Below are 24336 nucleotides of genomic sequence, written 5' to 3'. Positions count from 1 at the left end.
GCACATGCAACAGGCCTGGATTCCGCTCCTGCTGTCACTGAAAGTGGCGGGCTGGGCCACCGCGCTCAATCTGGTGTTCGGCGTCGCGGCCGGTTTCGGTTTGTCGCGCTGGCGCTCCGGCGCGCGCGATGTGATCGATTCGCTGCTCATGCTGCCACTCGTTTTGCCGCCCACCGTGCTCGGCTACTACCTGCTGGTCCTGCTCGGGCGGCGCGGCGTGATCGGCGGATGGCTCGACAAGCTCGATATCCAGTTGGTGTTCACCTGGCAGGGCGCGGTGATCGCGTCGACGGTGGTGGCGTTCCCGCTCGTGCTGAAGTCGGCGCGCGCCGCCTTCGAATCCGTCGATCCACAACTCGAGCGGGCCGCGCGCACGCTCGGCGTCAGCGAAACGGCGGTCTTCTTTCGCGTGACACTGCCGCTCGCCGCTCGCGGCATCCTCGCGGGCGGTCTGCTGGCGTTTGCGCGGGCGCTCGGCGAATTCGGCGCGACGCTGATGATCGCGGGCAACTTGCCGGGACGCACGCAGACGCTTTCGGTTGCAGTCTATTCAGCCGTGCAGGCCGGCGACGACAGCACCGCGAATTTCCTTGTGCTCGTGACTTCGGTGACGTGTGTCGTGATCCTGTTGCTCGCGGGCCGTCTGGTGCCGCAGCACACGCTTTTGACGTCCCGCTGATATGTTGCTTACCGTCGACATCCGCAAGACCTTCGAGAGCGCCGAGCGCCATTTCACGCTCGACGTCTCGTTCAAGGCGACCACGCAGCGCGTCGTGCTGTTCGGGCCGTCCGGCGCGGGGAAGAGTCTGACTTTGCAGGCCATCGCCGGTTTGCTGCACCCCGACGAAGGGACAATCACGTTGCACGGCAACGCGTTGTTCGACAGTGCGCGCGGTATCGATCAGAAACCGCAGGCACGCAAGATTGCGTATCTGTTTCAGGACTACGCGCTGTTTCCGCATCTGAACGTGCGGCAGAACATCGGCTTCGGGTTGCAGCAGGGTTGGCTCAATCCGCGCGCGCGAATCTCGCACCCGCAAGTCGATTACTGGCTCGATGCGCTCGAGTTGAAGAGTGTGGCGGGTAATCATCCGGCGCAGCTTTCGGGTGGACAGAAGCAACGCGTGGCCCTGGCGCGGGCGCTCGTCGCTGAGCCTCGCCTGCTATTGCTGGACGAACCGTTTTCCGCACTCGATAGCGCGCTGCGTCAGCGTATGCGGAGCGAGTTGTCGGACCTGCAGACGCGGCTCGATATTCCGATGGTGTTAATCACGCACGATCCCGACGATGTCGCCGCGTTCGGCGATCAGGTCGTGCAGGTCAGCGATGGTTGCGTGCGTGAGAACCATCCGTTTGCTGGGTACGAGCGCAGCGTGCCGTAAGGTCTGCGCGCGCCGTCGGATGGTTCGGGGCCATCCGGGACGCCACAATTCTCAGAATCGCCAGAGCCTGCGCCCTTCAGTGCCCTCGGCTCATTCAATCCTTCACGCCAAGAATCACGCTCGACGCCTTGAATACCGCGACCGCAGTCCCGCCTTCCACAAGCCCAAGCGTATCGACGCTTTGATTCGTGACGACCGCGGTAATCACCGCGCCGCCGTCCAACAGCAGCGACACCTCCGCGTTGACCGCCCCGCGCTTCACGCTCTGCACCGCGCCGCGCAACTGATTGCGCGCGGACAGTTGCAGCGGCGCACCGCTTTCGTTCTCCACGAGCAGCACCACCCACGACGCCTTGATCAACGCAAACGCCGCCGCCCCCACCGCGAGGCCCAACGTCTCCGTACTTTCATGCGTGACTACGGCGACGATCGTATGGCCGCCTGGTAGCGCCAGCGACACTTCATCGTTGACCGTCCCGCGCGTAATTGCCGACACCGTGCCATAAAGCTGATTGCGTGCGCTCGTTTTCACGCCGATGCGGCCAATCAGGTCCCAATCCGTTGCAAAGCCTTCGATCGCCGCACCCGCGCGTTCGAGAAAACGCCGATGCTCGCGTTCGACCGCCCGAAACGTATCGATCAGCTTCACGGCGCGCGGCGTGAGTATCGTGCCGCCACCGCCTTTGCCACCGGTCGAGCGCACGACGAGCGGCTCGCCGGCGAGATTGTTCATCGTGTCGACGGCGTCCCACGCGCCTTTGTAGCTCATGCCGATGGCTTTCGCCGCGCTGGTGATCGAACCGGTCTCGCCGATCGCCGCGAGCAGCGCAATCCGCGACGCGCCGCCGAGCGTTTGCGCGCCTGCCTTAAACCAGACGGAGCCGCCAAGTTCGAGGGCTTCGTGGGACGGATCGATGCGGTCGGATGTCATGGCGGCGGAGTGTCGGTGGGTGAGGAAAGGACAGCGAACCATTATAGCGACGCATCGTTGCCTGTCTGGCTGCCCCGCGCATCCATTCCCGCCCGCCTCAATTACGCGCAGGCCACCTGAGTTCGTCAGTCACTCAAACCGCGTACTGCGCGATTCCATTACCGAACGACCAATTCTCCTTCAGCACTTCGACGAGATTGATGAATACATCCTCTCGTCGCAGTCCGGGCGACTCCGCCAGTTCATCCGCCATGCGCTTGTACAGCGCCTTCTTTTGTTCGAGCGTGCGCGTATTGTTAAACGTGATCTGAATCACCACGAGATCGTCGCTGCGTTCGATGTTCAGATACTGCTTGTCGTACACAAAATTGCCGGCATCGTGCTCGGTGATGAGCATGAAGATGTCGTCTTTCGGCACATTGCACGTCTCCACCAGCGAACGCTGGATGCTGTCCGTCAGCGCCTTCCGGTATTCCACCGGCTTGCCGGCGCGCAATGCGATTCGTGTGAGCGGCATGATGAAACTCCTTGGTTGCCGTGATTGGGTAAACACAGCTTAGGCGCGCTCAGTCATAATGAACAGCCATCTTTGGCTATTTCATCCATATTCAACTGAAATGAAAGTCCTCGATCTCGATGCGGTGCGCGCCTTCGTGCTGGTCGCCGATCTGCACAGCTTCACGCGGGCAGCGGACGCGCTCGATACCACGCAATCGGCCGTCAGCCTGAAGCTGAAACGGCTGGAAGCGCATCTCGGCAAGCAGTTAGTGGAACGTACGCCGCGTGTCGTGCGCCTTTCCGCGGATGGCAACGCATTCCTTGGCGCGGCCCGGGATCTGCTGAGCGCACATGAGCGGGCGCTGGGTTCGTTGTCCGTGGAGCGTCGGCGGCTCACGCTGGGGCTGAGCGAGCACGTCGCGGGAACGAACTTGCCGCAGTTGCTCGCGCGGCTCAACGCGCACGATCCGGGTCTGGTGGTCGAATTGCATCTGGGCATGTCCGCTGCACTGCTCGCACAATTCGATGAACGGCGCCTCGACGCAGTGATCGTTCGCTACGGCGCCGATGAGCCGCCGCGTGACGACGCGCAAGTGCTGTTCAGCGAGCCGCTTGGCTGGCTCGCTACGCCGGAATGGCTGCCGCGCGTCGGCGAGCCGTTGGCGCTGGCACTGCTGAGTCCGCCGTGCAATGTGCGCGACGTCGCGCTGCACACGCTGAATGAGGCGGGGCTTGCATGGCAGGAAGTGTTCGTCGGCGGCGGAGTGGCTGCCGTCGGCGCCGCGGTCGCGGCTGGTCTTGCGGTGTCGCCGCTGGCGCGCAGAGTGGCGCCGCGTGGATTGATCGATGTCGGCGCACGGCTGGGTTTGCCGCCGCTGCCGGAATCACGCGTGACCCTGCATTCGCGCGTGAGGGATGCGCGGTCGATGGAGACGTTGCGGTTGGTGACGAATGGGTTGGCAACGCAATGACAAAACGACTTCTCGCCCTAAATCATGAATAAAGTTCGCCGGCTTTCGCTTAAGCTGGAAAACCAACCATTTCATTTAAAAGTAGATCAGTGGACCTCGACCCCCGACAAACCGCCGCCGTCCGCGCGGTCATCGAAACCGGCAGCTTCGAGCAGGCCGCCGTTCGCCTGAACATCACGTCGTCGGCGGTATCGCAGCGTGTGCGGGCGCTCGAAACGCGCCTGGGCAATCCGCTGATCGTGCGCACGCGGCCCTGTCGCGCGACGCAGATGGGCCAGCGTCTATTGCAATATCTACGGCGTGCCGCCCTGCTCGAAGACGACTTCGCCAGCGATCTTGCGGGCGCCAACGAAGCGCTGCTGAACGTCGCCGCTGCCGTCAACGCAGATACGCTGTCCACATGGTTTTTTCCCGCGCTCTCCGAGATCCTGCTGCAGGAAAACGTGCTGCTCGATCTGACCGTCGACGACCAGGATCACACCCACGCGCTGCTCGCCTCAGGCCTCGCGATCGGCTGCATCACCACCGAACCGGCGCCGATGCGCGGCTGCTTCGCGGAACGGCTCGGCGCGATGCGCTACCGGCTGGTGGCGTCGGCGGCGTTCGTCGAGCGATGGTTTCCGAACGGCTTGACGCGTGAAGGCGCGCGGCGCGCGCCGGTGATCCTGTCCTCACGCAAGGACGCGTTGCAGGCGCGCTTTCTCGAGACGCGCTTCGGCCTGCCCCCGGAAGCTTATCCGTGCCACTACGTGCCCGCGCCAGTGCCGCGCTACATGGCGATCCAGCGTGGCCTCGCCTATGGCATGGTGCCCGAACTGGAATTCGGCGATGCCGTCGAGCGCGGCGAACTGGTCGACCTTGCGCCGAAGCAGCCCACCGACGTCGAGTTGTACTGGCACGCCTGGAAGGTCCAGTCGCCACGCCTCGAAAAGCTCTCGGCGCGCATCGTCGAACTCGGCCGCACGGCGCTGGGTCCGCCGGGCACCAAGGCCAAACGCAAACGCGCCGCCTGAATCGAACAGAGGGTCAGTGGAGAATCGGCGGCAACGACCCGCTGCTGACGGTCGCCAGATTAGCGGGCGCGGTCGCCGCGGGACTTGCCGCTACGTTTGCGGCCTTGGCAGGCGCCTTCGTGTGAACCACGGCCGGTTTGGCCACGCTGGTTTTCGCCGTCACATTGACCACCTTGGCATGCGCTGCATGGCCTTGAACCAGGTCGGCGTGCATGATCCGGCCCTGCCCCGATTTCGCCTGAGCGAGTTGTGCGTGCGGCTTCTTACCCTGCGCCACCACCGCTGCCTTCGACTTAGGTTTGCCCGCGCCCTTCACCACGCCACCGTGGCCAACATTCCTGGCGGCGACCTTCTTCACGCTGCCGTGCGCTGCCGGCTTGGCACCGCTCTTCGACACCGACGCGACCCGTTGCGCCCCATGCTGCCCCTTCGCCGCCTGCTTCGAACCCACCTTCGCGCCGGCGATAGACTTGACCTTGGCGGCACCCGTCGTTTTCTTTGCGTGCTTCGCCGCATGCCCGGTCGACTCGGGCGGATTCCACACTTCCGCATAACCAGCGGCCATTGCCGCCCCGGACACGCACCACACTGCAACTGCCGTTGCTACTGCTCGAACCCACATCTCCTGCTTCTCCTGATCTTCGACTTCATAACGAGTCGGGATTATATTCTCTTGCAAAAATCCATTTTTAGACTAATATCAACAACAAGTACAGATAAGGACTCACCCCATCATGGCTCACGCCGCCCGCGTCACCCAGCCCGAACCGCCCATCCGCCGGCCGGTTTCGGAACCCACGCTTACGGAAATGTCGGCGGCAGGCCTGCGCGCGTTCTTCAACATCGCGCGAGACTGGGATTTGAGCGCCGAAGAGCAGATCGTGTTGCTCGGCTCGCCGGGCCGTTCCACCTACTTCAAATGGAAATCCGCGCCGGGAACCGCACGTCTGGGGCGCGACACGCTGGAACGCCTGTCGCTGCTGCTCGGCATCTATAAGGCGCTGCAGATCCTGCTGCCGCAGCCCAGCGCCGCCGACACCTGGATCAAGCGCCCCAACAGCGCGCCGCCGTTCGGCGGCCGCCGCGCGCTGGACCGCATGCTGGCCGGCAACATCAGCGATCTCGTGGCCGTGCGCCAGTATCTCGACGCGATGCGAGGCGGCTGGGCGTGACAGAACCGCATTGGCAGCACCGCTGGCGCAACGCGCCGCTCGACTGGTCGCCCGCGTATCGCGTGATTCCAACGCGCTTTCCGGCCGTCAATCTGTTCGACCGGGTCGCATCGCCCGAAGATTTCGACGCCCTCTACGCGCTCGAAGCGATGACCAACGACCGCCTGCGCACCGAAGTCGGCGAACTCGATCTCGTGCCACGCGAAGAGCGCCGGTTCGGTCCGGGCTATGGGCCGATCATGGCCGCGTTGACACACCTGAATCCACTCGGCAGCCGTTTCTCGGACGGCACGTACGGCGTGTTCTATTGCGCCCGTTCGCGTGCCACTGCGATCGCGGAGACGCGCTACCACACAGGGAAATTTCTGGAGGCGACAGCCGAGCCACCCATGCGGCAGCAGATGCGGCTCTACACCGTCGTGGCGCAAGGCAACGTGGTCGACATCCGCGACGACGCATCGCTCGATCTCGCGGTGCTGTCGCCCGACGACTATGTCGCCGGACAATCGCTCGGCCGTGCCGTGCGCGAGGGTGGTGCGCCGGGCATCGTGTATCCATCGGTGCGGGATGACGAAGGCGAGTGCCTCGCCGCGTTCAGAACCACGCTGCTACGCGACTGCCATCACGCGGCGTATCTGGAATACAACTGGAATGGCACGAGCATCGATATCGTGTTCGAGCTCAATCAGGTGGGCTAAGAGCTAAGAGACTCGCAACAATCAGGGCAGGGCCAGCGCCGCCGCCCCGCTCTCCCGCGCCGCCTCAACCGAGATCGACCAGCGCCGCAACGCCTGCGGCTCCACGATGGTCAGCTTGCCACCGGGCCCGAACGCGCCGGTGTCGATGAAAATCTGCGAGCCGATCTGCTGGATGTCGCGCATCGGCGTATGGCCGCAATAGGTCAGCGAAAGCCCATGCTGCCGCTGCGGATCGCCATTGCCCAAGGCCAGATCCCGCCCCCACAGCAATTGCTGGCGCGTTTCGGCGGAAAAATTCCCGGCGTCGAGTTCGGCGTCCGTGCCGAAGAATTCGGCATGCAGAATATTGAAGCGCTCCTTACCGCTGCCGACCACGCGTACGAGCGGCAGCGTCCGCAGACGTTCGGCGTAGTGTTGCAAACGTTCGTCGGACAAACTCGCCGCCCATATCCCGCCGATTCCATACCACCACTGGCGCCGCAAGCGCCCATCGGCGACGCCGCACAAGGTGTCTTCATGATTGCCGAGCACCGCGTGAAACCACGGCTTGTCGAGCAGGGCCAAAGCCTCTTCGGAATGTTGACCGCGGTCTACCAGATCGCCGACCGAAAAGAGCCGGTCACGCGCCGGATCGAACGCGATGTCGCGCAGCAGATAGCGCAGCGCATCGACACAGCCATGCAAATCGCCGACGACAAAGTCGCGGCCACTCCGATTGGCCGGATGATGCTGAACGGAGTTGACGAGTACGGAATCCATTCGCTCATGATAGTGCGGCATCCGCAAGTGCGTATGCGCGTTCCCTATCTTATCCTGACGTCTCGCATCGCTCGAATGACGTAGAAACAACGCAAGAACGGCGCGTCTCCGGCAGGACTTACCGGAAAACGCGCCGGCCGCGCACTCATTATTGCTGGGTTCGCAGTTTGGCGACCTGATCCACCGTCACCGTGGACTGCGGATTGCCGAACTGTTTGGTGACGTAATTGGTGATAGCCGCCACCTGGTCGTCGGTAAGCTGGGTGCCGAACGCGGGCATCAACACGTCAGCCTGTTTCGTAGTACGGCTAACGCCGTGCAGGATCACCATCGCCAGATTGTTGGCGTCGCTCGCGCCGACCGCCGAGTTGTGAATCAGTGACGGATACGCGCCCGGCGCGCTGGCGCCGACACCCTGACCTGTCCAGTTATGGCACGTCGCGCAATTGGCGATGAACAGTTGCGCACCGTTCACCGCATTGATCTTGGTGCCGCGCAGCGCGGTGACATCGTCGACGGCGGGATTGCCCCACTGGTCGCGCGGACGCGATTCGCCGCCGTTGATCGGCGGCACCGAGCGCAGATACGTGACGATCGAGCGGACGTCCTCGTGCGTCAGATACTGCGTGCTGTCGGTCACCACCTCGGCCATGGGGCCCGCCGCATTGGCTCGACCAGGCGCTGCGCCGGTCGACAGATACGCCACCAGCTCGTCATCGCTCCAGTTGCCCACGCCGCTGGTCTTGTCCGACGTGATGTTGTACGCATGCCAGCCGGCCTGCACCGCGCCGGAGAAGCGCGAACTCGTCTTCAAGCCCTGCGTGAAATTGCGCGGCGTGTGGCATTCCTCGCAATGCGCAAGACCCTGGACCAGATACGCGCCGCGATTCCATTCGGCGCTTTGCTTCGGATCGGGCACGAAGCGGCCTTCGTCGAAATTGAACAGGTTCCAGAACACCATCAGCCAGCGCAGATTGAAGGGGAATTTCAGGCTGTTGCTCGGCGGCGCGTAGTGGATCGGCGTGAGCGTGTTCAGATACGCGCGAATCGCCAGCACGTCCTGATCGGTGACCTTGGTGTATTCCGCGTACGGGAACGCCGGATAGAGCCGTTCGCCGCTCTTGCCAACGCCTTCATGCATCGCGCGCAGAAAATCGGCGTCGCTCCATTGGCCGATGCCGGTATCTGGGTCGGGCGTGATGTTCGGCGTCACGATCGTACCGAACGGTGTGTTGATCGGCAGGCCGCCCGCGAACGGGCGTGCTTTGTCAGCGGTGTGGCAGGCGACGCAATCGCCGGCGCGCGCAAGGTATTCACCGCGTTTCACGAGATCGCTGCTGGTCGCCGCCGCCGGCGTGGCCGCCGCATTGTCCGGTTGCGCAGCGTTGTCCGCGTGGGCCTGTGTGATCGGCAGCTCGTCGTTATGTCGTGCGGTCGGCCCATGCGCTTCGTGCCAGGCGACATACAGCGCAAACAGCGAAAAGACGGCCGCCAGCGTCGCCACCCGGAAGTGCTGACGACGCGCACGCTGAACAAGCGCATCGGCCGGCTGCACGCGAGAGGTGTTCTTCGTCATTGTGGCTCTCCGTTCAGGGCTCAGATTTCACGCTTGAGCTTGTCGGCCAGTTTCAGCGACAAGGCGGCGATCGTCAGCGTGCAATTCACGGAGGCCGCAGTCGGCATCACGCCGCTGCTGGCGATGAACAGATTCGAGTGATCGTGTGTGCGGCAATCCGCGTCGACAACCGAATCGCCTGCATCGCTGCCCATGATGGTGGTACCCATGATGTGATTGTTCGGCGCGAAAGTATCATCGAACGAGACCTCGGCACCGCCGAACAGCGAGGCGATCTGCGCATACAGTTCATGCGTGTTCGCCGCGCTCTTCTTCACGTAATCGTTGATCGAGTAGTAGATCTCGGGCTGCGGAATGCCGAGCGCATCCTTGTGATCCGCCGAGGGCACCACGCGGTTCTGCGGCTCCGCCAGATGCTCGTGAAAACTGTTGATGTTCAGCGTGCGCGACGCGCGGTCGCGAATCTGCCGGTCGAGTTCGGCACCGGTGAGGCCTTGTTTCAGCAGATCGGCGGTCACGCTCATGGTCGGCACGCCATTCGACAGATGCAGCTTTTTCGCTGCGTAATCGGAGCGGAACGAGCCGTCGCGGAAGTTGACGATCGAGGTCATCTCCATCGGCCCGCGTCCGGGCCACAGCGGTTCGTTGGCGAGGAAGGTGACGCCCGTGCCCGGATGGTCCATCAGGTTGCGGCCCACCTGGTCGGAGCTGTTGCCAACGCCGTGCGGGAATTTGTCGGAAGTTGACATCAGCATCAGCTTCGGCGTTTCGATGCCGTTCGCGGCGAGCACGAACAGCTTGCCGGTCACGCGTGTGCTGTTGCCGTTCGGGTCCTTGTAGTGGACGGCCGTGATGAGCCCTTTGTTGTCCGCTTCGACGCGGTACACGACCGCCTCGGGAATCAGCTTCGCGCCGGCCTGTTCGGCCTTCTCCGCGTGCACCACGCCGTTGTACATCGCGGCGATCGGGCAGATCGGCATGCAGTTGTTGTTGCCGCAGCAGGTGGGCCGCGCATCGTACGGACGGCTGTTACGCGCCACCGGCTCGGGCACCACCTTGAAGCCTTGTGCGTTGAGCACGTCGCTAAAGCGCTGATCCATGTACGAGAGCGGCAACGCGCTCATCGGGTAGGGCTTGGAGCGCGGCGAACCGAGATCGATCGTGCTGTCCGGTCCGGAAACGCCCAATTGCATTTCAGCCGCTGAATACCAAGGTTCCAGCGTTTCATACGGATAGGGCCAATCACGTCCCACGCCATACAGCTTGTGCAACTGGAAGTCCGACGGCAACAGCCGCCAAGCAGCGGCAGCCCAGTGCCACGTCGTGCCGCCGACCAGCCGCACATACTGTGAGTTGTACGGATAGTCACCTTTCTGGATCAGATAATTGTTGGCGGGTGCGTACTCGGGATGCGGTGCGTAAGGCGTGGAGGGATAGGGTGTCGCGAAGTCGGACTTGGCCGGCGAATTGCGGAAGTTCTCGACGATCTGCCAGCGCGGAATGCGCGGCCCGGCTTCGAGCAGAATCACCGACGCGCCGGCCAGCGCCATTTGATGCGCGACCAGTCCACCTGCCACGCCCGAACCGACTACGACGATGTCGGCGGAATTTGAGTTTGCCATTGTTGCCCTCATTTACTGGCTTATCTTTGCTTGCTGATCTCGCGTGCCGGCGTTTCGTCGAACGGCTCAATCAGGCCATGCGACGACAAGGCACGCGTGAGAGGAACATCGGTCAGGCGCTCACCGGTTTCTGCGTCCAGTAGAACGGCACGTCGCGGCAATAGGACGGAATCGTCAGCACGTCTTTGACCGGCTCGAACATCAGCGCTTTTTCATAAGCGACCACATCCACATGCGGCATGTCGCCCACGAGACCGAGATACCACGCGCGCATGATCGCGCTCACGGATTTCGCGAGCGCCGGCTGATCGACCTGCAAGGCCTGAGTGACCGTATCGGACGGCACGCCGCCATGGCCTTGCAGCCACGTGTTGAGCGCGGCGACGTTCTGGGAGAACTGGCTGTCGGATTTGGCGAGGGCGTCGTAGACGCGTTTGCCGAGCACGGCGTCGAAGCCCGTGTGACCGGTGAGACGCTGCGAGAGCGCAAGGAAGGCATCGAGTCCGCCACCGGGGGGCGCGGTGTCAGCGAACGCCGGCGCGATCCACGAGAGCGAGCGGCCTGCCCCGGCAAACGCGAGCGCCGCGGCCGTTGCGCATGCGCCTAGCACCCAGGCTCTGCGCGAGGCGGAAAACGATGCATGCAGCGAAGATGAGCGAGTGGATCCCGGCGAAGAAAGCGGCGAAGAGGACTTTGGCGACGGAAACCTGGCCAGATGCGTCACGTCATGGTGCGCATCTTTATTCTCAGGAACATCTGTCATGGGGGCTCCAGATGGTGAGTTGATCGTGAGTTGTTCTCAACAGACAACGCCGCCGTGGCGTGATGCCGTTGGCGCGCTGCGTCGATTTCTCTACCCCAAACCTAGTCTGGCGCCGCTTAAGCGGTCTTGTGTGGCTGCATGATGCCGATGCGAGCCGCATTACGTTGTGCCGATGACAGCCTTGTGAAAACAGCCTGACTGCGCGGCACGCGCGGCGAAAAACCCGCCGCCTGCCAATCGCCTTTCAACTGAAAGCGGCCCGCAAGGCCGTTGCGAAAGACTATAGCCTGTGATTCCCCCATTCGACAAATGGTGCCCGAAGCGCGAGTAGAATCCGCGGCACAGACGGCCCTTCACCCTATATCTCATGCTCCTAAAATATTATCCGCAGGTTCTTCGCAATCGACCCCGCATGCTGATCGGCCTCGCCGTCGGCCTCGTGGCAGCGCTGGTGGCCCCTGAACACACACGCCCCATGGTGCGTGTTCTGGCCGGTTGGGATGCCGCGGTGTGGATCTACCTCCTGCTCATGTGGGTGCACATGGCCGCCGCCGACGAAGGCCGTGTCCGCGAATTCGCGCAGCGCGACGACGAGAACGCGGGAGTGGTGCTGGTTGTGATCTGCGTCGCGACGGTCGCCAGTATTGCCGCGATCGTGCTCGAGCTGGCCTCGGCGAAGGGCACGGCCGGCGCCTCGACTGCATGGCACTACCTGTTGACCGGCCTCACGATGTTCGGCGCCTGGTTCATGATCCCCACCATTTTCACATCGCACTACGCGCGGCTTTACTACGATCCGGATGCAGCGGAGACCCCCCTGCTGTTTCCCGACCACAAGCTCCAGCCGAACTACTGGGATTTCCTGTACTTCTCGTTCACCATCGCCGTGGCCTCGCAAACCTCAGACGTGGTGCTGCGCTCACGATCGATTCGCCGTGCCGCGCTCGCGCAGTCGATCCTGGCGTTCTACTTCAACGTCGCCGTGCTCGGCTTGTGCGTGAACATCGCAGCGGGCTTGCTCGGCTCCTGACCCGCCGAGCTTCCTTAAAAGCCTTTTCCCCTCGACGCTTGCCCCGCCGGCCGCCACTTCGCCTTTTGCGGCCCCGGCGGCCCCCGCGCCCGCGTCGCGCCACCCCGTGTAAAACCCGGGCGAGGCCCGTCCGTTTTACACGCAAGCCACCCGCCACCGCGCGCCCACCGCGTCCGGCCGTCCGTCGCGCCTCCCCTTAGGGCGCGCGCGCCGCCACCCTTCCGCTTCAGTCCAGAACGCACTGGCACAACGTTTGCTGCGTCTTGCGAATAGTTCTGGCCGGCCCCGTGCCATCGACGCCTGGCGTCAAAGCACCCCTTACTGGCCAGCGGCGTGACGATCTTTGCACTACATTGACCAGTACGCGCCCTCGCTTCACGCATCGCGCGGTATCCGGCTCTGGAAGCCCAATGAGCGCTGTGATCGCATGTCAATTGCATCCACACCGCAGCAGGACGAATCTGGAAACGACCGATGGAATCCCCAAACGGGTACGCGCCGCGGATTTACTTTTTCCATTCACTTCTCGTTGGGCCGCTCGATGCATGGCCTGCGCAGTTCGCTCACGCAGCCGGACTGGGCTTCGATCACGCGCTGATCGGCGGCCTCTTCGAGCCGGGCCGCGCGGGTCACGCACAGGTGGTTGGCAACCACGGCCGGCTGCATCCGGCATTCGAGACTCAGCAACCCGCCACGGAGGCGATCCGTACGCTCGCGCACGCCGCACGCCAGAACGGTCTGACCTTGCTGGTCGATCTGGTGATCGACCGGATGGCCGCCGATGGCGCGCTGTACGCCGAACATGCCGGCTGGTTCCACCCATTCGAGTCCGAAGAGGCGCGGCTCGATCCGCGCCACGTCCATCACGAGGACAACGTCGCGTATGCCAACTTCAACGACACCGCCGGCAGCGCTGCGCTAGTCGGCTGGTGGACGCAGCAACTGCTGGCGCTGGCCGACGCCGGTGTCGGCGGCTTCCGGTTCGATTCGCCGCATCGCGTGCCGGCCGCGGTTTGGCGGCAACTCGGCGACGCGGTTCGCGCAAAGCATCCTGAGGTGCGTTTCCTCGCCGCGACGCCGGGTCTCGCGCGTGGCGATCTGCTCGGCCTCGCTGGCGCGGGCTTCGACAGTGTGTTCTCGTCAGTGCGCTGGTGGGACTTCCGCGCCGGCTGGATGGTGGAAGAGCATGCCGCGCTCGCCCGCATCGCCGCACCCATCGCGTTTCCCGAAGCGCCTTACGGCACCCGCCTCGCTGCCGATCTCAGCGATGCGCACGACGCCGCCATCGTCGAGCGGGCCTACCGGCGCGCGCTGTTCGCGTCGGCCTCGACCGGCACCGGCTGGATGATGCCGATGGGCTTCGAATATGGCATCACCGAGCCCATGTCGCAGACGCGCGGCGACGTTGCGCAGTTTGCGCTGGCCTGCCGGTCGAAGCGATTCGATCTCTCGGAACAGATCAGCCATGTGAACGACGTGGCGCGCAATACAAAAACGCTGCATGCCAACGGCGAATTGCGCCCGCTAAGCGGGCCCGGCGCGCCCGCGGCCGTCTTGCTGCGCGCCGACGCACCCGATCTGCGCGACGCCGGCGAAGCAATCCTGATCGCCATCAACCCCGAACTCGGTGCGCCTGTGCGCGTCGATCCAGCCCGCTTCCTCACGGGCGTACCGGGCAACTTCACGCGCTTCGTCCCGCTCGACGCGTCCGCGCATGCCACGCCCGCCACGCTGACGCCGTTCACGCTCGCACCCGGCGCCGTCAGTTTGTTCCGCGGGGTCGCCGATGAACCGATCCGTCTCGCGCCGCCTATCGACAAGGCGAACAGCAAGCGCAGTGGCCGCAAGACCGTGCTCGAAGCGATCGGCGCGCCGCGCGTGGCGATCGAGAGCGTGACACCCTCGGTCGATAACGGACGCTTCCCCGCCAAGCGCACGGTGGGCGAGCGCGCGGAAGTCACCGCCGCGATCTTCGCGGAAGGCCACGACAAGATCGCCGCCGCCGTCGTCTGGCGCGCCGCTGACGAAACCGCCTGGCACGAAGTACCGATGAGCCCCGCACAGCCGGCCGGCCTCGATATCTGGAAAGCGCGCATTCCGCTGGAGCGCATGGGCCGTCACGAGTTCACCGTGATCGCATGGCGCGACGACTTTGCGTCGCTGGTCGAGCATATTCAGAAGAAGCTGAAGGCGGGCCAAACCGTCGAACTCGAACTCGACGAAGCCACGCATCTGTTCGCCCTGGTGCTCGCCGAAGTGGAAACCGCGGAAGGCGCGGAGGGTACGATAGGCGAGCCGCTCGAACATATCGTCAAGGTCTTCACCAAGGCCGATCCCGAGGCCAAGCTCGCACTGCTGCTCGCGCCGACCACCGCGAAGGCGATGACCGCCGCGCGCCACCGCCCGTTCCTGAGCCGCGATCCAATCGTCTACAAGATCGACGCCGAACGCACCGCGGCAGGCTTTGCAAGCTGGTACGAAATCTTCCCGCGTTCGATGAGCGACGACGAATCGCGTCACGGCACCTTCGCTGACGTCGTCACGAAACTGCCGCGCATCCGCGACATGGGTTTCGACGTGCTGTACTTCCCGCCGATCCACCCGATCGGCGTCGCCAATCGCAAAGGCCGCAACAATACGCTGACCGCACAGCCGGGCGATGTCGGCAGCCCGTACGCGATCGGTGGGGTCGAGGGCGGCCACACCGCCGTGCATCCCGAACTCGGCACGCTCGACGACTTCAAGCAGATGCTGGCCGCCGCCCACGCGCACGGCCTCGAAATCGCGCTCGACTTCGCGATCCAGTGCTCGCCGGATCACCCGTGGCTGAAGGAGCATCCAACGTGGTTCGCCTGGCGCCCCGACGGCACGCTGCGTTACGCGGAAAATCCGCCGAAGAAGTACCAGGACATCGTCAATCCGGACTTCTATGCGCACGACGCCAAGCCCGATTTGTGGCTCGCGCTGCGCGACGTCTTCCTGTTCTGGATCGAGGCGGGCGTGCACATTTTCCGTGTGGACAATCCGCACACCAAGCCGCTGCCGTTCTGGGAATGGGTGATCGACGATGTGCGCTCGCGCTATCCCGACACGATCTTCCTCGCCGAAGCCTTCACGCGGCCGCGTATGATGAACCGGCTCGGCAAGATCGGCTTCTCGCAGTCGTACACGTATTTCACGTGGCGCGAGTCGAAGCGCGACTTCATCGAGTACATGACCGAACTCACGCAAACCAGCGCGCGTGATTTCTACCGGCCGAATTTCTTCGTCAATACACCGGACATCAACCCGCGGCATTTGCAGTCGTCAGGGCGTTCGGGCTTTCTGATTCGGGCCGCGTTGGCCTCCACGCTCGCCGGTTTATGGGGCTTGTATAGCGGTTTCGAATTGTGCGAGGCCGCTGCGCTGCCGAACAGCGAGGAATATCTCGACTCCGAAAAGTATCAACTGCGCGCATGGGACTGGAACCGGCCCGGCAACATCGTCGGCGAGATCACTGCATTGAACCGGATTCGCCGTGCAAACCCGGCATTGCAAACGCATCTCGGCCTCACGTTACTCACGGCGCACAATGACAACATCCTGTTCTTCGAAAAAGCGACCGCAGCACGCGACAACGTGATCCTGGTGGCGATCAATCTCGATCCGTTCAACGAACAGGGCGCGGATATCGAATTGTCGTGGGACACTTTCAACCACTGGAATCTGCACGACCATGGCGCGCTGGAAGTGACCGATCAGATGACCGGTGCGCGTTTCGAATGGCACGGCCGCTGGCAGCACGTCCGCCTCGGTTCAGGCCAACCGTTTTCGATCTGGCGCATCGCGCCGCTCGGCGGCCTACCCGCTGAACGCCCGGATGATGCCGACAGCGACTATCACGCAGACGACGCTGGCAACCCAACCCCTACGGAAGGTGCGACATGAAGCGTGAAGATCCAGCCCAAAGCACGTCGCAGACCCACACGAGTACAGCCGCCAGCGGCGCGGCGAAAGCGCGGACATCGCGGCGCGGCAAACCCGCCGCGCTCAGCGACGATCCGCTCTGGTATAAAGACGCCATCATTTATCAGGTGCACATCAAGTCATTCTTCGACGCGAACAACGACGGCGTCGGCGATTTTCCGGGCCTGATCGCGAAGCTCGACTACATTGCCGAACTCGGCGTGAATGCGATCTGGCTGCTGCCGTTCTATCCGTCGCCGCGGCGCGACGACGGCTACGATATCGCCGATTACCGCAACGTGCATCCGGACTACGGCCAACTATCGGACGTGAAGCGCTTCATTCAGGAAGCGCACGCACGCGGCATCCGCGTGATTACGGAGCTGGTGATCAACCACACGTCCGATCAACACCCGTGGTTTCAACGCGCCCGTCGCGCGAAGCCGGGGTCGAATCATCGCAACTACTACGTGTGGTCCGAAACCGATCAGAAGTACCAGGAAACGCGGATCATCTTCATCGATTCCGAACCGTCGAACTGGACCCATGATCCGGTCGCGGGCGCTTATTACTGGCATCGCTTCTACTCGCACCAGCCCGATCTGAACTTCGACAATCCGGCCGTGCTGAAGGAAGTGCTGCAGGTGATGCGCTTCTGGCTCGACATGGGCATCGACGGGCTGCGGCTCGACGCGGTGCCGTATCTGGTCGAACGCGAAGGCACCAATAACGAGAACCTGCCTGAAACGCACGCGGTGCTGAAGAAGATCCGCGCAACGATCGACGCCGAGTATCCGAACCGGATGCTGCTCGCCGAAGCGAACCAGTGGCCGGAAGACGTGAAGGAATATTTCGGCGACGAAGACGAATGCCACATGGCGTTCCACTTCCCGCTGATGCCGCGCATTTATATGTCGATCGCGAGCGAGGATCGCTTTCCGATCACCGACATCATGCGGCAGACGCCGGATCTTGCGGAAACGAACCAGTGGGCGATTTTCCTGCGCAATCACGATGAACTGACGCTCGAAATGGTCACGGATTCAGAGCGCGATTACCTGTGGAACACCTATGCGAGCGATCGCCGCGCGCGCCTGAACCTCGGCATTCGCCGCCGCCTCGCACCGCTGATGGAGCGCGATCGCCGTCGCATCGAGCTGATCAATTCGCTGCTGCTGTCGATGCCCGGCACGCCCGTGATCTATTACGGCGACGAACTCGGCATGGGCGACAACATCCACCTCGGCGACCGCGACGGCGTGCGCACGCCGATGCAATGGTCGTCGGATCGCAATGGCGGATTCTCGCGCGCCGATCCTGAACAACTAGTGCTGCCGCCGGTGATGGGTTCGTTGTACGGCTTCGACGCCGTCAACGTCGAAGCGCAAAGCCGCGATCCGCATTCGCTGCTGAACTGGACCCGGCGCATGCTCGCCACGCGCCGTGCGAAACAAACTTTCGGACGCGGCACAATCCGATTCCTGAAGCCGGAAAACCGCAAGATCCTTGCGTATCTGCGCGAACTGCCAGGCGAGCCGCCAATATTGTGCGTAGCCAACCTGTCGCGCGCACCGCAGGCGGTTGAACTCGATCTATCCGAATTCAACGGCTCGGTGCCGATCGAAATGACTGCCGATTCCGTGTTCCCGGCAATCGGCCAGCTCACTTATCTGCTGACCTTCCCGCCGTACGGTTTCCTGTGGTTCATGCTCTGCTCTAGTGGCCAGCGTCCGACATGGGCGCAAGCGCATTCCGAACCGCTGCCCGAGTTCGTCACGATCGTGATCCGCGAGGGTCAGGTCGGCCCGACACCGGAAAACGTCCGCCTGCTCGAATCCGAAGTGCTGCCGTCCTGGCTGAGCCGACGCCGCTGGTTTGCCTCGAAGGATCAGAAGATGCACGCGGTGCGCCTCGCCGCGTTGACGACGATCCCCAACGGCGGTTTCGCGTTCACCGAAATCGAAGCCGACGTGGGCGATCACACCGAACGCTACGTCGTGCCCATCGCGATCACGTGGGGCGGCGAGACCACCACGCCGCTGTTCATGCAACTCGCCTTGGCGCGCGTGCGCCGCGGCCGCAACGTCGGTCATCTGACGGACGCGTTCGCGCTGCCCATCTTCGCTCATGGCGTGATGCGCAAGCTGCGCGAACGCGCGGTCGTGCCGACCGTACAGAAGAGCGAGATCAAGTTCCTCCCCACCGAGCGTTTCTCCGAACTCAATGATATCGGTGAGCGGCCCGAAATCCGCTGGCTGGCGGCCGAGCAAAGCAACAGCTCGCTGATCATCGCCGATGCCGCGGTGTTGAAACTGGTGCGGCGCCTGGTGAGCGGCGTTCATCCGGAAGCGGAAATCAGCCGCTATTTGACCCAGCTCGGCTACGCGAACACCGCACCGCTGTATGGTGAAGTGGTGCGCGTCGATCCCGAAGGCGTGCCGCATACACTCGCTATCTTGCAAGGCTATATCGACAATCAGGGCGACGCCTGGAACTGGTCGCTGGACTACCTGCGCCGCTCGGTGGACGAACTCGCGATCGCCGTCGATACGGACGGGCAATCGCCGGACCGCGACAACGAAACGATTCTCATGGAAGGCTACAGCGCGTTGGCCGGCACCATTGGTAAGCGGCTTGGCGAACTGCACATGGCGCTTGCGTCACCTTCCGACGACCCGGCATTCGCACCGGAACTCGCCAGCGCCGAGCAGGTGAAGGCGTGGGTCGCCGGCACGCAAGCCATGCTCGCCGGCGCGCTCGATCTGCTCGCGCCGCGCATCGAACAGATGAGCGATCCGGACACCCAGGCATTGGCACAAAGCCTGATCGACCGTCGCGCCGCGCTGGTCGCTGCGGTCAGCAAGCTGGTGTCGGGCGATGCGGGTGCGCTGCGTACCCGCATTCACGGCGACTTCCATCTAGGTCAGGTGCTGGTCGCGCAGGGCGACGCGTATCTGATCGACTTCGAAGGCGAACCCGCGCGTACGCTGGAGGAACGGCGTCAGAAGTCGAATCCGTTGCGCGACGTGGCCGGCTTGTTGCGCTCGCTGTCGTATGCGAGCGCCGCGGCGCAGTCCACGATGGAAAGTGCGCCACAGCAAACTGCCGATCGCAAGCGCGCGCTCTTCGACCGTTTCCGTGCGCATGCTACCGAGACGTTCCTCAAGGAATACCGCGCCGCCATCGCGGATTCGCCGACGCCGCTGGTAGCGCCCGAAGCCGAACAGGCCTTGCTCGATCTGTTCCTGATCGAGAAAGCCGCTTATGAAATCCGTTACGAGGCGGCGAATCGTCCAACGTGGCTCAGTTTGCCGGTACGCGGCCTCGCCTCGCTCACCAGCCGCTTGCTCGGTGACACCGGCAATCCGCAGCACGATCCTTCAACCCAGGCGCCAAACGCCGCCGCATCGCCTAATCCGGCCGAGGGCGACTATGAGTGAGCACGATCCGGCCGCAGGCCTCCAAACACTCGATATCGACGCGCTCGTTGAAGCGCGTCACCCCGATCCTTTCTCGCAGCTCGGCATGCATCGGACGGACGCGGGTCCGGTGGTGCGCGCGCTGTTGCCGAACGCCAGGCACGTCACCGTGATTTCACGCACCAACGGCGCAATGCTCGGCGAGCTCGAGCAACTCAGGCCGGGGCTGTTTGCCGGCCGCATCACGTCTTCCGCGCCCTATCGCCTGCGCATCGACTGGCATGGCACCGTGCAGGAAATCGAAGACACGTATTCGTTCGGCCCCGTTCTCGGCGACGAGCCGTTGGGCCGTCTGGCCGGTGGCGACCCGTACGCGGTGCTCGAATGCCTCGGCTCGCGTCCGATGGAAGTGGACGGCGTGCCAGGCGTGCGCTTCGCCGTCTGGGCGCCGAACGCGCGGCGCGTCTCGGTGGTCGGCGACTTCAATTCGTGGGATGGTCGCCGTCATCCGATGCGGCTGCGCCATCAGGCAGGCGTGTGGGAATTGTTTGTGCCGCGCGTCGGCCCGGGCACGCGCTACAAGTACGAATTGCTCGCCCGTGACGGCCATCCGTTGCCGCTCAAGGCCGACCCGTGTGCGATGCAGACGGAATTGCCACCAGGCACCGCATCGGTGGTCGCACATGTCGAGGAGATCGAGCAGTTTGAATGGACCGATCACGACTGGATTCAGTCGCGCGCCGCCAAACAGACCCCGCGCGCGCCGATCTCGATCTACGAAGTGCATGCCGAATCGTGGCTGCGCGTCGCCGAAGAGGGCCAGCGCGGGCTCACGTGGGAAGAACTCGCGGACCGGTTGATTCCGTACGTGAAAAGCATGGGCTTCACGCATGTCGAGTTCATGCCGATCGCCGAGCATCCGTTCGGCGGTTCGTGGGGCTATCAGCCGCTCGGACAGTTCGCGCCTTCGGCACGCTTCGGCAAGCCCGAGCAGTTCGCCCTGTTCGTCGACAAGGCGCACGCGGCCGGCCTCGGCGTGCTTCTCGACTGGGTACCGGCGCACTTTCCGAACGACGCGCATGGCCTGATCGATTTCGACGGCACGCCGCTCTACGAGCACGCTGATCCGCGCGAAGGCTATCACCAGGACTGGAACACGATGATCTACAACCTCGGCCGCAACGAGGTGAGCGCGTTCCTGGTGGCATCGGGCCTCGCGTGGTTGAAGCGCTATCACGTCGACGGCCTGCGTGTGGATGCGGTCGCCTCAATGCTGTATCGCGACTATTCGCGCGCCGCCGATGAGTGGGTGCCGAACATCCACGGCGGGCGCGAAAATCTCGAATCGATCGCATTTCTGAAGCGGCTGAATCATGAAGTCGGCTATGTGCCGGGCGTGCCGGGCGCGATCACGATCGCCGAGGAATCGACCGCGTGGCCGGGCGTGACTGCACACCTCGAAGACGGCGGCCTCGGCTTCCAGTTCAAGTGGAACATGGGCTGGATGCACGACACGCTGCACTACATGGAAGAAGATCCGGTCTACCGCCAATACCATCACCACATGATGACCTTCGGGATGGTGTACGCATATTCCGAGCGCTTCGTGTTGCCGCTCTCGCACGACGAGGTGGTACACGGCAAAGGCTCGCTGCTCGGCAAGATGCCCGGCGACCGGTGGCAGAAATTCGCCAACCTGCGTGCGTACTTCGGCTTCATGTGGACGCATCCGGGCAAGAAGCTGCTGTTCATGGGCGGCGAATTCGGCCAGATGGCGGAATTCGATCACGACACGTCGCCACACTGGCATCTGCTCGACGATCCGAACCATCACGGTGTGCAGAAGCTCGTGCGCGACCTGAACCATCTGTACCTCCATGAGCCCGCGCTGCATTTGCTCGACAGCGAGCCGGGCGGCTTCCAATGGCTAGTTGGCGACGACAACGGCAACAGCGTGTATGCCTACCGCCGCACCGATGGCGAAGGCCGCGAACTGGTGGTGGTGTGCAATATGACGCCGGTGCCGCGGGTCGGTTACCGGATGGGGATGCCGCGCGGCGGCCGCTGGACAGAAGTGCTGAATACGGATGCCGGCGTGTACGGCGGCTCGAACATGGGCAATGGCGGGCTGATCCACACCGACAACGTCTTGAGCCACGGCTGGCCGCATTCCGCTGCGCTGACGCTGCCACCTTTGGCAACGATCGTTTTGCGCGCAGATTGATAGAAGTGTTGTAAGACGGGCGCGCGGCGGCCAGGCCGCGCGCCCGTTGCATGAAGTCCCACGATAGCGTTCATAAAACAGAACAAGGAAGGGGAATCATGTCGCATGCAATGCCCGACCGGCTTCTGCCCGGCTCGCCCTATCCGCTCGGCGCTAGCTGGGATGGCCTCGGCGTCAACTTTGCGGTGTTCTCGGCGAATGCGCAGAAAATCGAGCTTTGCCTGTTCGATCCCACCGGCCGCAAGGAGATCAGGCGCTTCACGCTGCCCGAATGCACCGACGAAATCTGGCACGGCTATTTGCCCAATGCGCACCCCGGCACGGCATACGGCTTTCGTGCGCATGGGCCGTACCAGCCGCAGCACGGACATCGTTTCAATCCGCACAAACTATTGCTCGATCCGTATGCGCGCAAACTGGTCGGGCAGTTTCGCTGGTCCGATGCGCTATTCGGTTACCGTGTGCATTCGAATCGCGCCGACCTGTCCATCGACCGGCGCGATTCGGCGCCGGCCATGCCGAAGTGCGTCGTGATCGACGAAGCCTTCGACTGGTCGCACGACAAGCGCCCGAATGTGCCTTGGGGCGAAACCGTCGTCTACGAGGCGCATGTGCGCGGCGTGTCGATGTTGCGCCCCGATTTGCGCCAGCACGAACGCGGCACGTTTGCCGCGCTCGCGTCGCCGGAATTCATCGAGCATTTACTGAAGCTCGGCGTGACCGCCGTCGAATTGCTGCCCGTGCATGCGTTTCTGAACGACCGCTTTCTGGTGGAGCGCGGCCTGCGCAACTACTGGGGTTACAACACCGCGGCATTTTTTGCACCGGAGCCGTCGTATCTGAGTTCGCACCGGCTCGATGAAATGCGCATCGCCGTTCGTCAGTTGCATGCGGCCGGCATTGAAGTGATTCTTGACGTGGTCTACAACCACACCTGCGAAGGCAACGAGATGGGGCCGACCGTCTCATGGCGCGGCCTCGACAACGCGAGCTACTACCGCCTGATTCCCGGCGACGAACGCCACCATATCAACGACACCGGCTGCGGCAATACCGTGAACCTGCCGCATCCGCGCGTGCTGCAGATGGTGATGGATTCGCTACGCTACTGGTCGACGAAGTTCAATATCGACGGCTTCCGTTTCGATCTCGGCGTGACGCTCGGCCGCGAGCAGCATGGTTTCGATCCCGGCTCCGGTTTCTTCGACGCGTTGCGCCAGGATCCGATCCTGTCGCAACGCAAGCTGATTTCCGAGCCATGGGACATCGGCCCTGGCGGTTATCAACTCGGCAACCATCCACCGGGCTTCGCCGAATGGAACGATCGTTTCCGCGATACAGTGCGCCGCTTCTGGCGCGGTGACGCGGGCCTGCGTCCCGATCTTGCCGCGCGTCTCACCGGTTCCGCGGATCTGTTCAACCGGCGTTTCAGGAAACCGTGGGCATCGGTCAACTTTGTCACGTCGCATGACGGTTTTACGCTCGCCGATACCACCGCGTATGAGCACAAGCACAACGAGGCCAATCGCGAAGACAACAACGACGGCCACAACGAAAACTGTAGTCGCAATTGGGGTGTAGAGGGCCCGACCGACGATCCGGTCCTCCTCGAAACCCGCAAACGCGTGGCCCGCTCGCTGATCGCCACGTTGCTGATGGCGCTCGGCACACCCATGGTGCTGGCAGGCGACGAATCGCTGCGGACGCAGAACGGCAACAACAATGCGTACTGCCAGGATAACGAACTATCATGGCTTGACTGGGAGCGCGCGGAGTCGCCCGACGGCCGTCAGATGACCACGTTCGTCGCGCGCGTGATCGCGCTGCGCAAACAGCATCCGCTGCTGCGCGAAACGCGCTTTCTGTTCGGCGATCGCGAAGTCTTGCCGGGCCTGTTCGATGTCGGCTGGTTCGATGAACACGGCGATCCGCTCACTATCGAAGCCTGGCAGGACCCCGAAGGCCGCGCGTTCACGCTGCGGCGCGCGGGTCCAGGCTTGAATAACGAAACGGAAGTATTGTTGATGATGCTCAATGCTGCGGACGAAACACGGCGTTTCACACCGCCCGCGCCACACCTGGAATGGCATGTGCTGCTAGATACGGCTGAGCCGGAAAGCGCGCCGCATCGGTTGGCAGTGCCGGAGGTCGAAGTGGCCGCGCATAGCCTCGTGATGCTGGCGGCGCAGCCCATTGGCGAAGCGGATTGGCAGGCGGGCTGGAAAGCCGGCGCGCAGCACGGGCCGCGGCTGTTGACCGCGCTGCCGCCCGATCCGGGTGCGCATCCGCCGAGCAGCGATACGTCGCCGACCACGTAGGCGAAAGTCATATCG

General features: G+C 63.4%; 18 protein-coding genes. 11 read left to right on the top strand and 7 right to left on the bottom strand.

The features are described 5' to 3' along the window. Positions 1–4 precede the first annotated feature (4 nt). Positions 5–679, top strand: a complete 675-nt coding sequence (gene modB / locus P3T25_RS12700; protein WP_154557922.1) for a molybdate ABC transporter permease subunit — start codon at positions 5–7, stop codon at positions 677–679. Position 680: 1 nt separating this feature from the next. Further along, the gene (locus P3T25_RS12695) at positions 681–1382 is read left to right on the top strand and encodes a sulfate/molybdate ABC transporter ATP-binding protein (RefSeq protein WP_154557923.1); all 702 of its coding nucleotides are present in this window, start codon (positions 681–683) and stop codon (positions 1380–1382) included. Positions 1383–1476: 94 nt separating this feature from the next. Here P3T25_RS12695 and P3T25_RS12690 read toward each other — a convergent pair whose 3' ends face one another. Next, entirely contained in the window at positions 1477–2313 is an 837-nt protein-coding gene (locus tag P3T25_RS12690) for a TOBE domain-containing protein (RefSeq protein WP_154557924.1), read from the bottom strand. A 133-nt stretch (positions 2314–2446) separates the two neighbouring features. Beyond that, entirely contained in the window at positions 2447–2830 is a 384-nt protein-coding gene (locus tag P3T25_RS12685) for a tautomerase family protein (protein ID WP_154557925.1), read from the bottom strand. Positions 2831–2930: 100 nt separating this feature from the next. Between P3T25_RS12685 and P3T25_RS12680 the strand changes: the two genes are divergently transcribed. Together P3T25_RS12680 and P3T25_RS12675 are read left to right on the top strand one after the other, a co-directional pair. Next, on the top strand, positions 2931–3782 hold the full coding sequence (locus P3T25_RS12680) for a LysR family transcriptional regulator (RefSeq protein WP_154557926.1): 852 nt from the start codon (positions 2931–2933) through the stop codon (positions 3780–3782). Positions 3783–3871: 89 nt separating this feature from the next. Next, entirely contained in the window at positions 3872–4795 is a 924-nt protein-coding gene (locus P3T25_RS12675) for an HTH-type transcriptional regulator ArgP (RefSeq protein WP_168435515.1), read from the top strand. A gap of 13 nt (positions 4796–4808) precedes the next feature. Here the strand turns inward: P3T25_RS12675 and P3T25_RS12670 are convergent, their stop codons facing one another. Then, positions 4809–5417: a hypothetical protein gene (locus P3T25_RS12670; protein ID WP_154557927.1), complete on the bottom strand. Its 609-nt coding sequence runs from the start codon at positions 5415–5417 to the stop codon at positions 4809–4811. 112 nt (positions 5418–5529) lie between these two features. Here P3T25_RS12670 and P3T25_RS12665 point away from each other — a divergent pair, with 112 nt between their 5' ends. After that, positions 5530–5967: an MbcA/ParS/Xre antitoxin family protein gene (locus tag P3T25_RS12665; protein WP_054034811.1), complete on the top strand. Its 438-nt coding sequence runs from the start codon at positions 5530–5532 to the stop codon at positions 5965–5967. Next, positions 5964–6665: an RES family NAD+ phosphorylase gene (locus tag P3T25_RS12660; protein ID WP_168435516.1), complete on the top strand. Its 702-nt coding sequence runs from the start codon at positions 5964–5966 to the stop codon at positions 6663–6665. The genes P3T25_RS12665 and P3T25_RS12660 overlap by 4 nt, the downstream gene beginning before the upstream one ends. 21 nt (positions 6666–6686) lie before the next feature. Here the strand turns inward: P3T25_RS12660 and P3T25_RS12655 are convergent, their stop codons facing one another. The 4 genes from P3T25_RS12655 to P3T25_RS12640 all read right to left on the bottom strand — a co-directional run bounded on the left by P3T25_RS12655 (position 6687) and on the right by P3T25_RS12640 (position 11385). Next, a complete protein-coding gene (locus P3T25_RS12655; RefSeq protein ID WP_171927057.1) occupies positions 6687–7424 on the bottom strand; it encodes a metallophosphoesterase in 738 nt (245 codons plus the stop codon). Between the two features lie 148 nt (positions 7425–7572). Then, complete coding sequence (locus P3T25_RS12650) at positions 7573–9000, bottom strand: c-type cytochrome (protein ID WP_429358186.1); 1428 nt, start codon at positions 8998–9000, stop codon at positions 7573–7575. Positions 9001–9020: 20 nt separating this feature from the next. Continuing rightward, a complete protein-coding gene (locus P3T25_RS12645) occupies positions 9021–10622 on the bottom strand; it encodes a GMC family oxidoreductase (protein WP_154557931.1) in 1602 nt (533 codons plus the stop codon). 112 nt (positions 10623–10734) lie between these two features. After that, positions 10735–11385, bottom strand: a complete 651-nt coding sequence (locus P3T25_RS12640) for a sugar dehydrogenase complex small subunit (protein WP_154557932.1) — start codon at positions 11383–11385, stop codon at positions 10735–10737. Between the two features lie 367 nt (positions 11386–11752). On the opposite strand from P3T25_RS12640, the gene P3T25_RS12635 reads away from it, so the two are divergent. The 5 genes from P3T25_RS12635 to glgX all read left to right on the top strand — a co-directional run bounded on the left by P3T25_RS12635 (position 11753) and on the right by glgX (position 24321). Next, positions 11753–12415 (top strand): DUF1345 domain-containing protein, encoded by a 663-nt coding sequence (locus tag P3T25_RS12635; RefSeq protein WP_154557933.1) that lies wholly within the window; start codon positions 11753–11755, stop codon positions 12413–12415. 474 nt (positions 12416–12889) lie between these two features. Next, complete coding sequence (locus tag P3T25_RS12630; RefSeq protein WP_154557934.1) at positions 12890–16342, top strand: alpha-1,4-glucan--maltose-1-phosphate maltosyltransferase; 3453 nt, start codon at positions 12890–12892, stop codon at positions 16340–16342. After that, complete coding sequence (gene treS, locus P3T25_RS12625) at positions 16339–19800, top strand: maltose alpha-D-glucosyltransferase (protein ID WP_154557935.1); 3462 nt, start codon at positions 16339–16341, stop codon at positions 19798–19800. Before P3T25_RS12630 ends, treS begins: the two co-directional genes overlap by 4 nt. After that, positions 19793–22003, top strand: a complete 2211-nt coding sequence (gene glgB / locus P3T25_RS12620; protein WP_154557936.1) for a 1,4-alpha-glucan branching protein GlgB — start codon at positions 19793–19795, stop codon at positions 22001–22003. Before treS ends, glgB begins: the two co-directional genes overlap by 8 nt. Positions 22004–22101: 98 nt before the next feature. Next, positions 22102–24321 (top strand): glycogen debranching protein GlgX, encoded by a 2220-nt coding sequence (glgX, locus tag P3T25_RS12615; RefSeq protein WP_154557937.1) that lies wholly within the window; start codon positions 22102–22104, stop codon positions 24319–24321. The last annotated feature ends 15 nt before the right edge of the window (positions 24322–24336 follow it).

The organism is Paraburkholderia sp. GAS32 (genome assembly GCF_050434225.1).
GTDB classification, from domain to species: Bacteria; Pseudomonadota; Gammaproteobacteria; order Burkholderiales; family Burkholderiaceae; genus Paraburkholderia; species Paraburkholderia madseniana.
The sequence above is the reverse complement of the archived record's forward strand: the minus strand, read 5'-3'. Positions and strand labels throughout refer to the sequence as shown.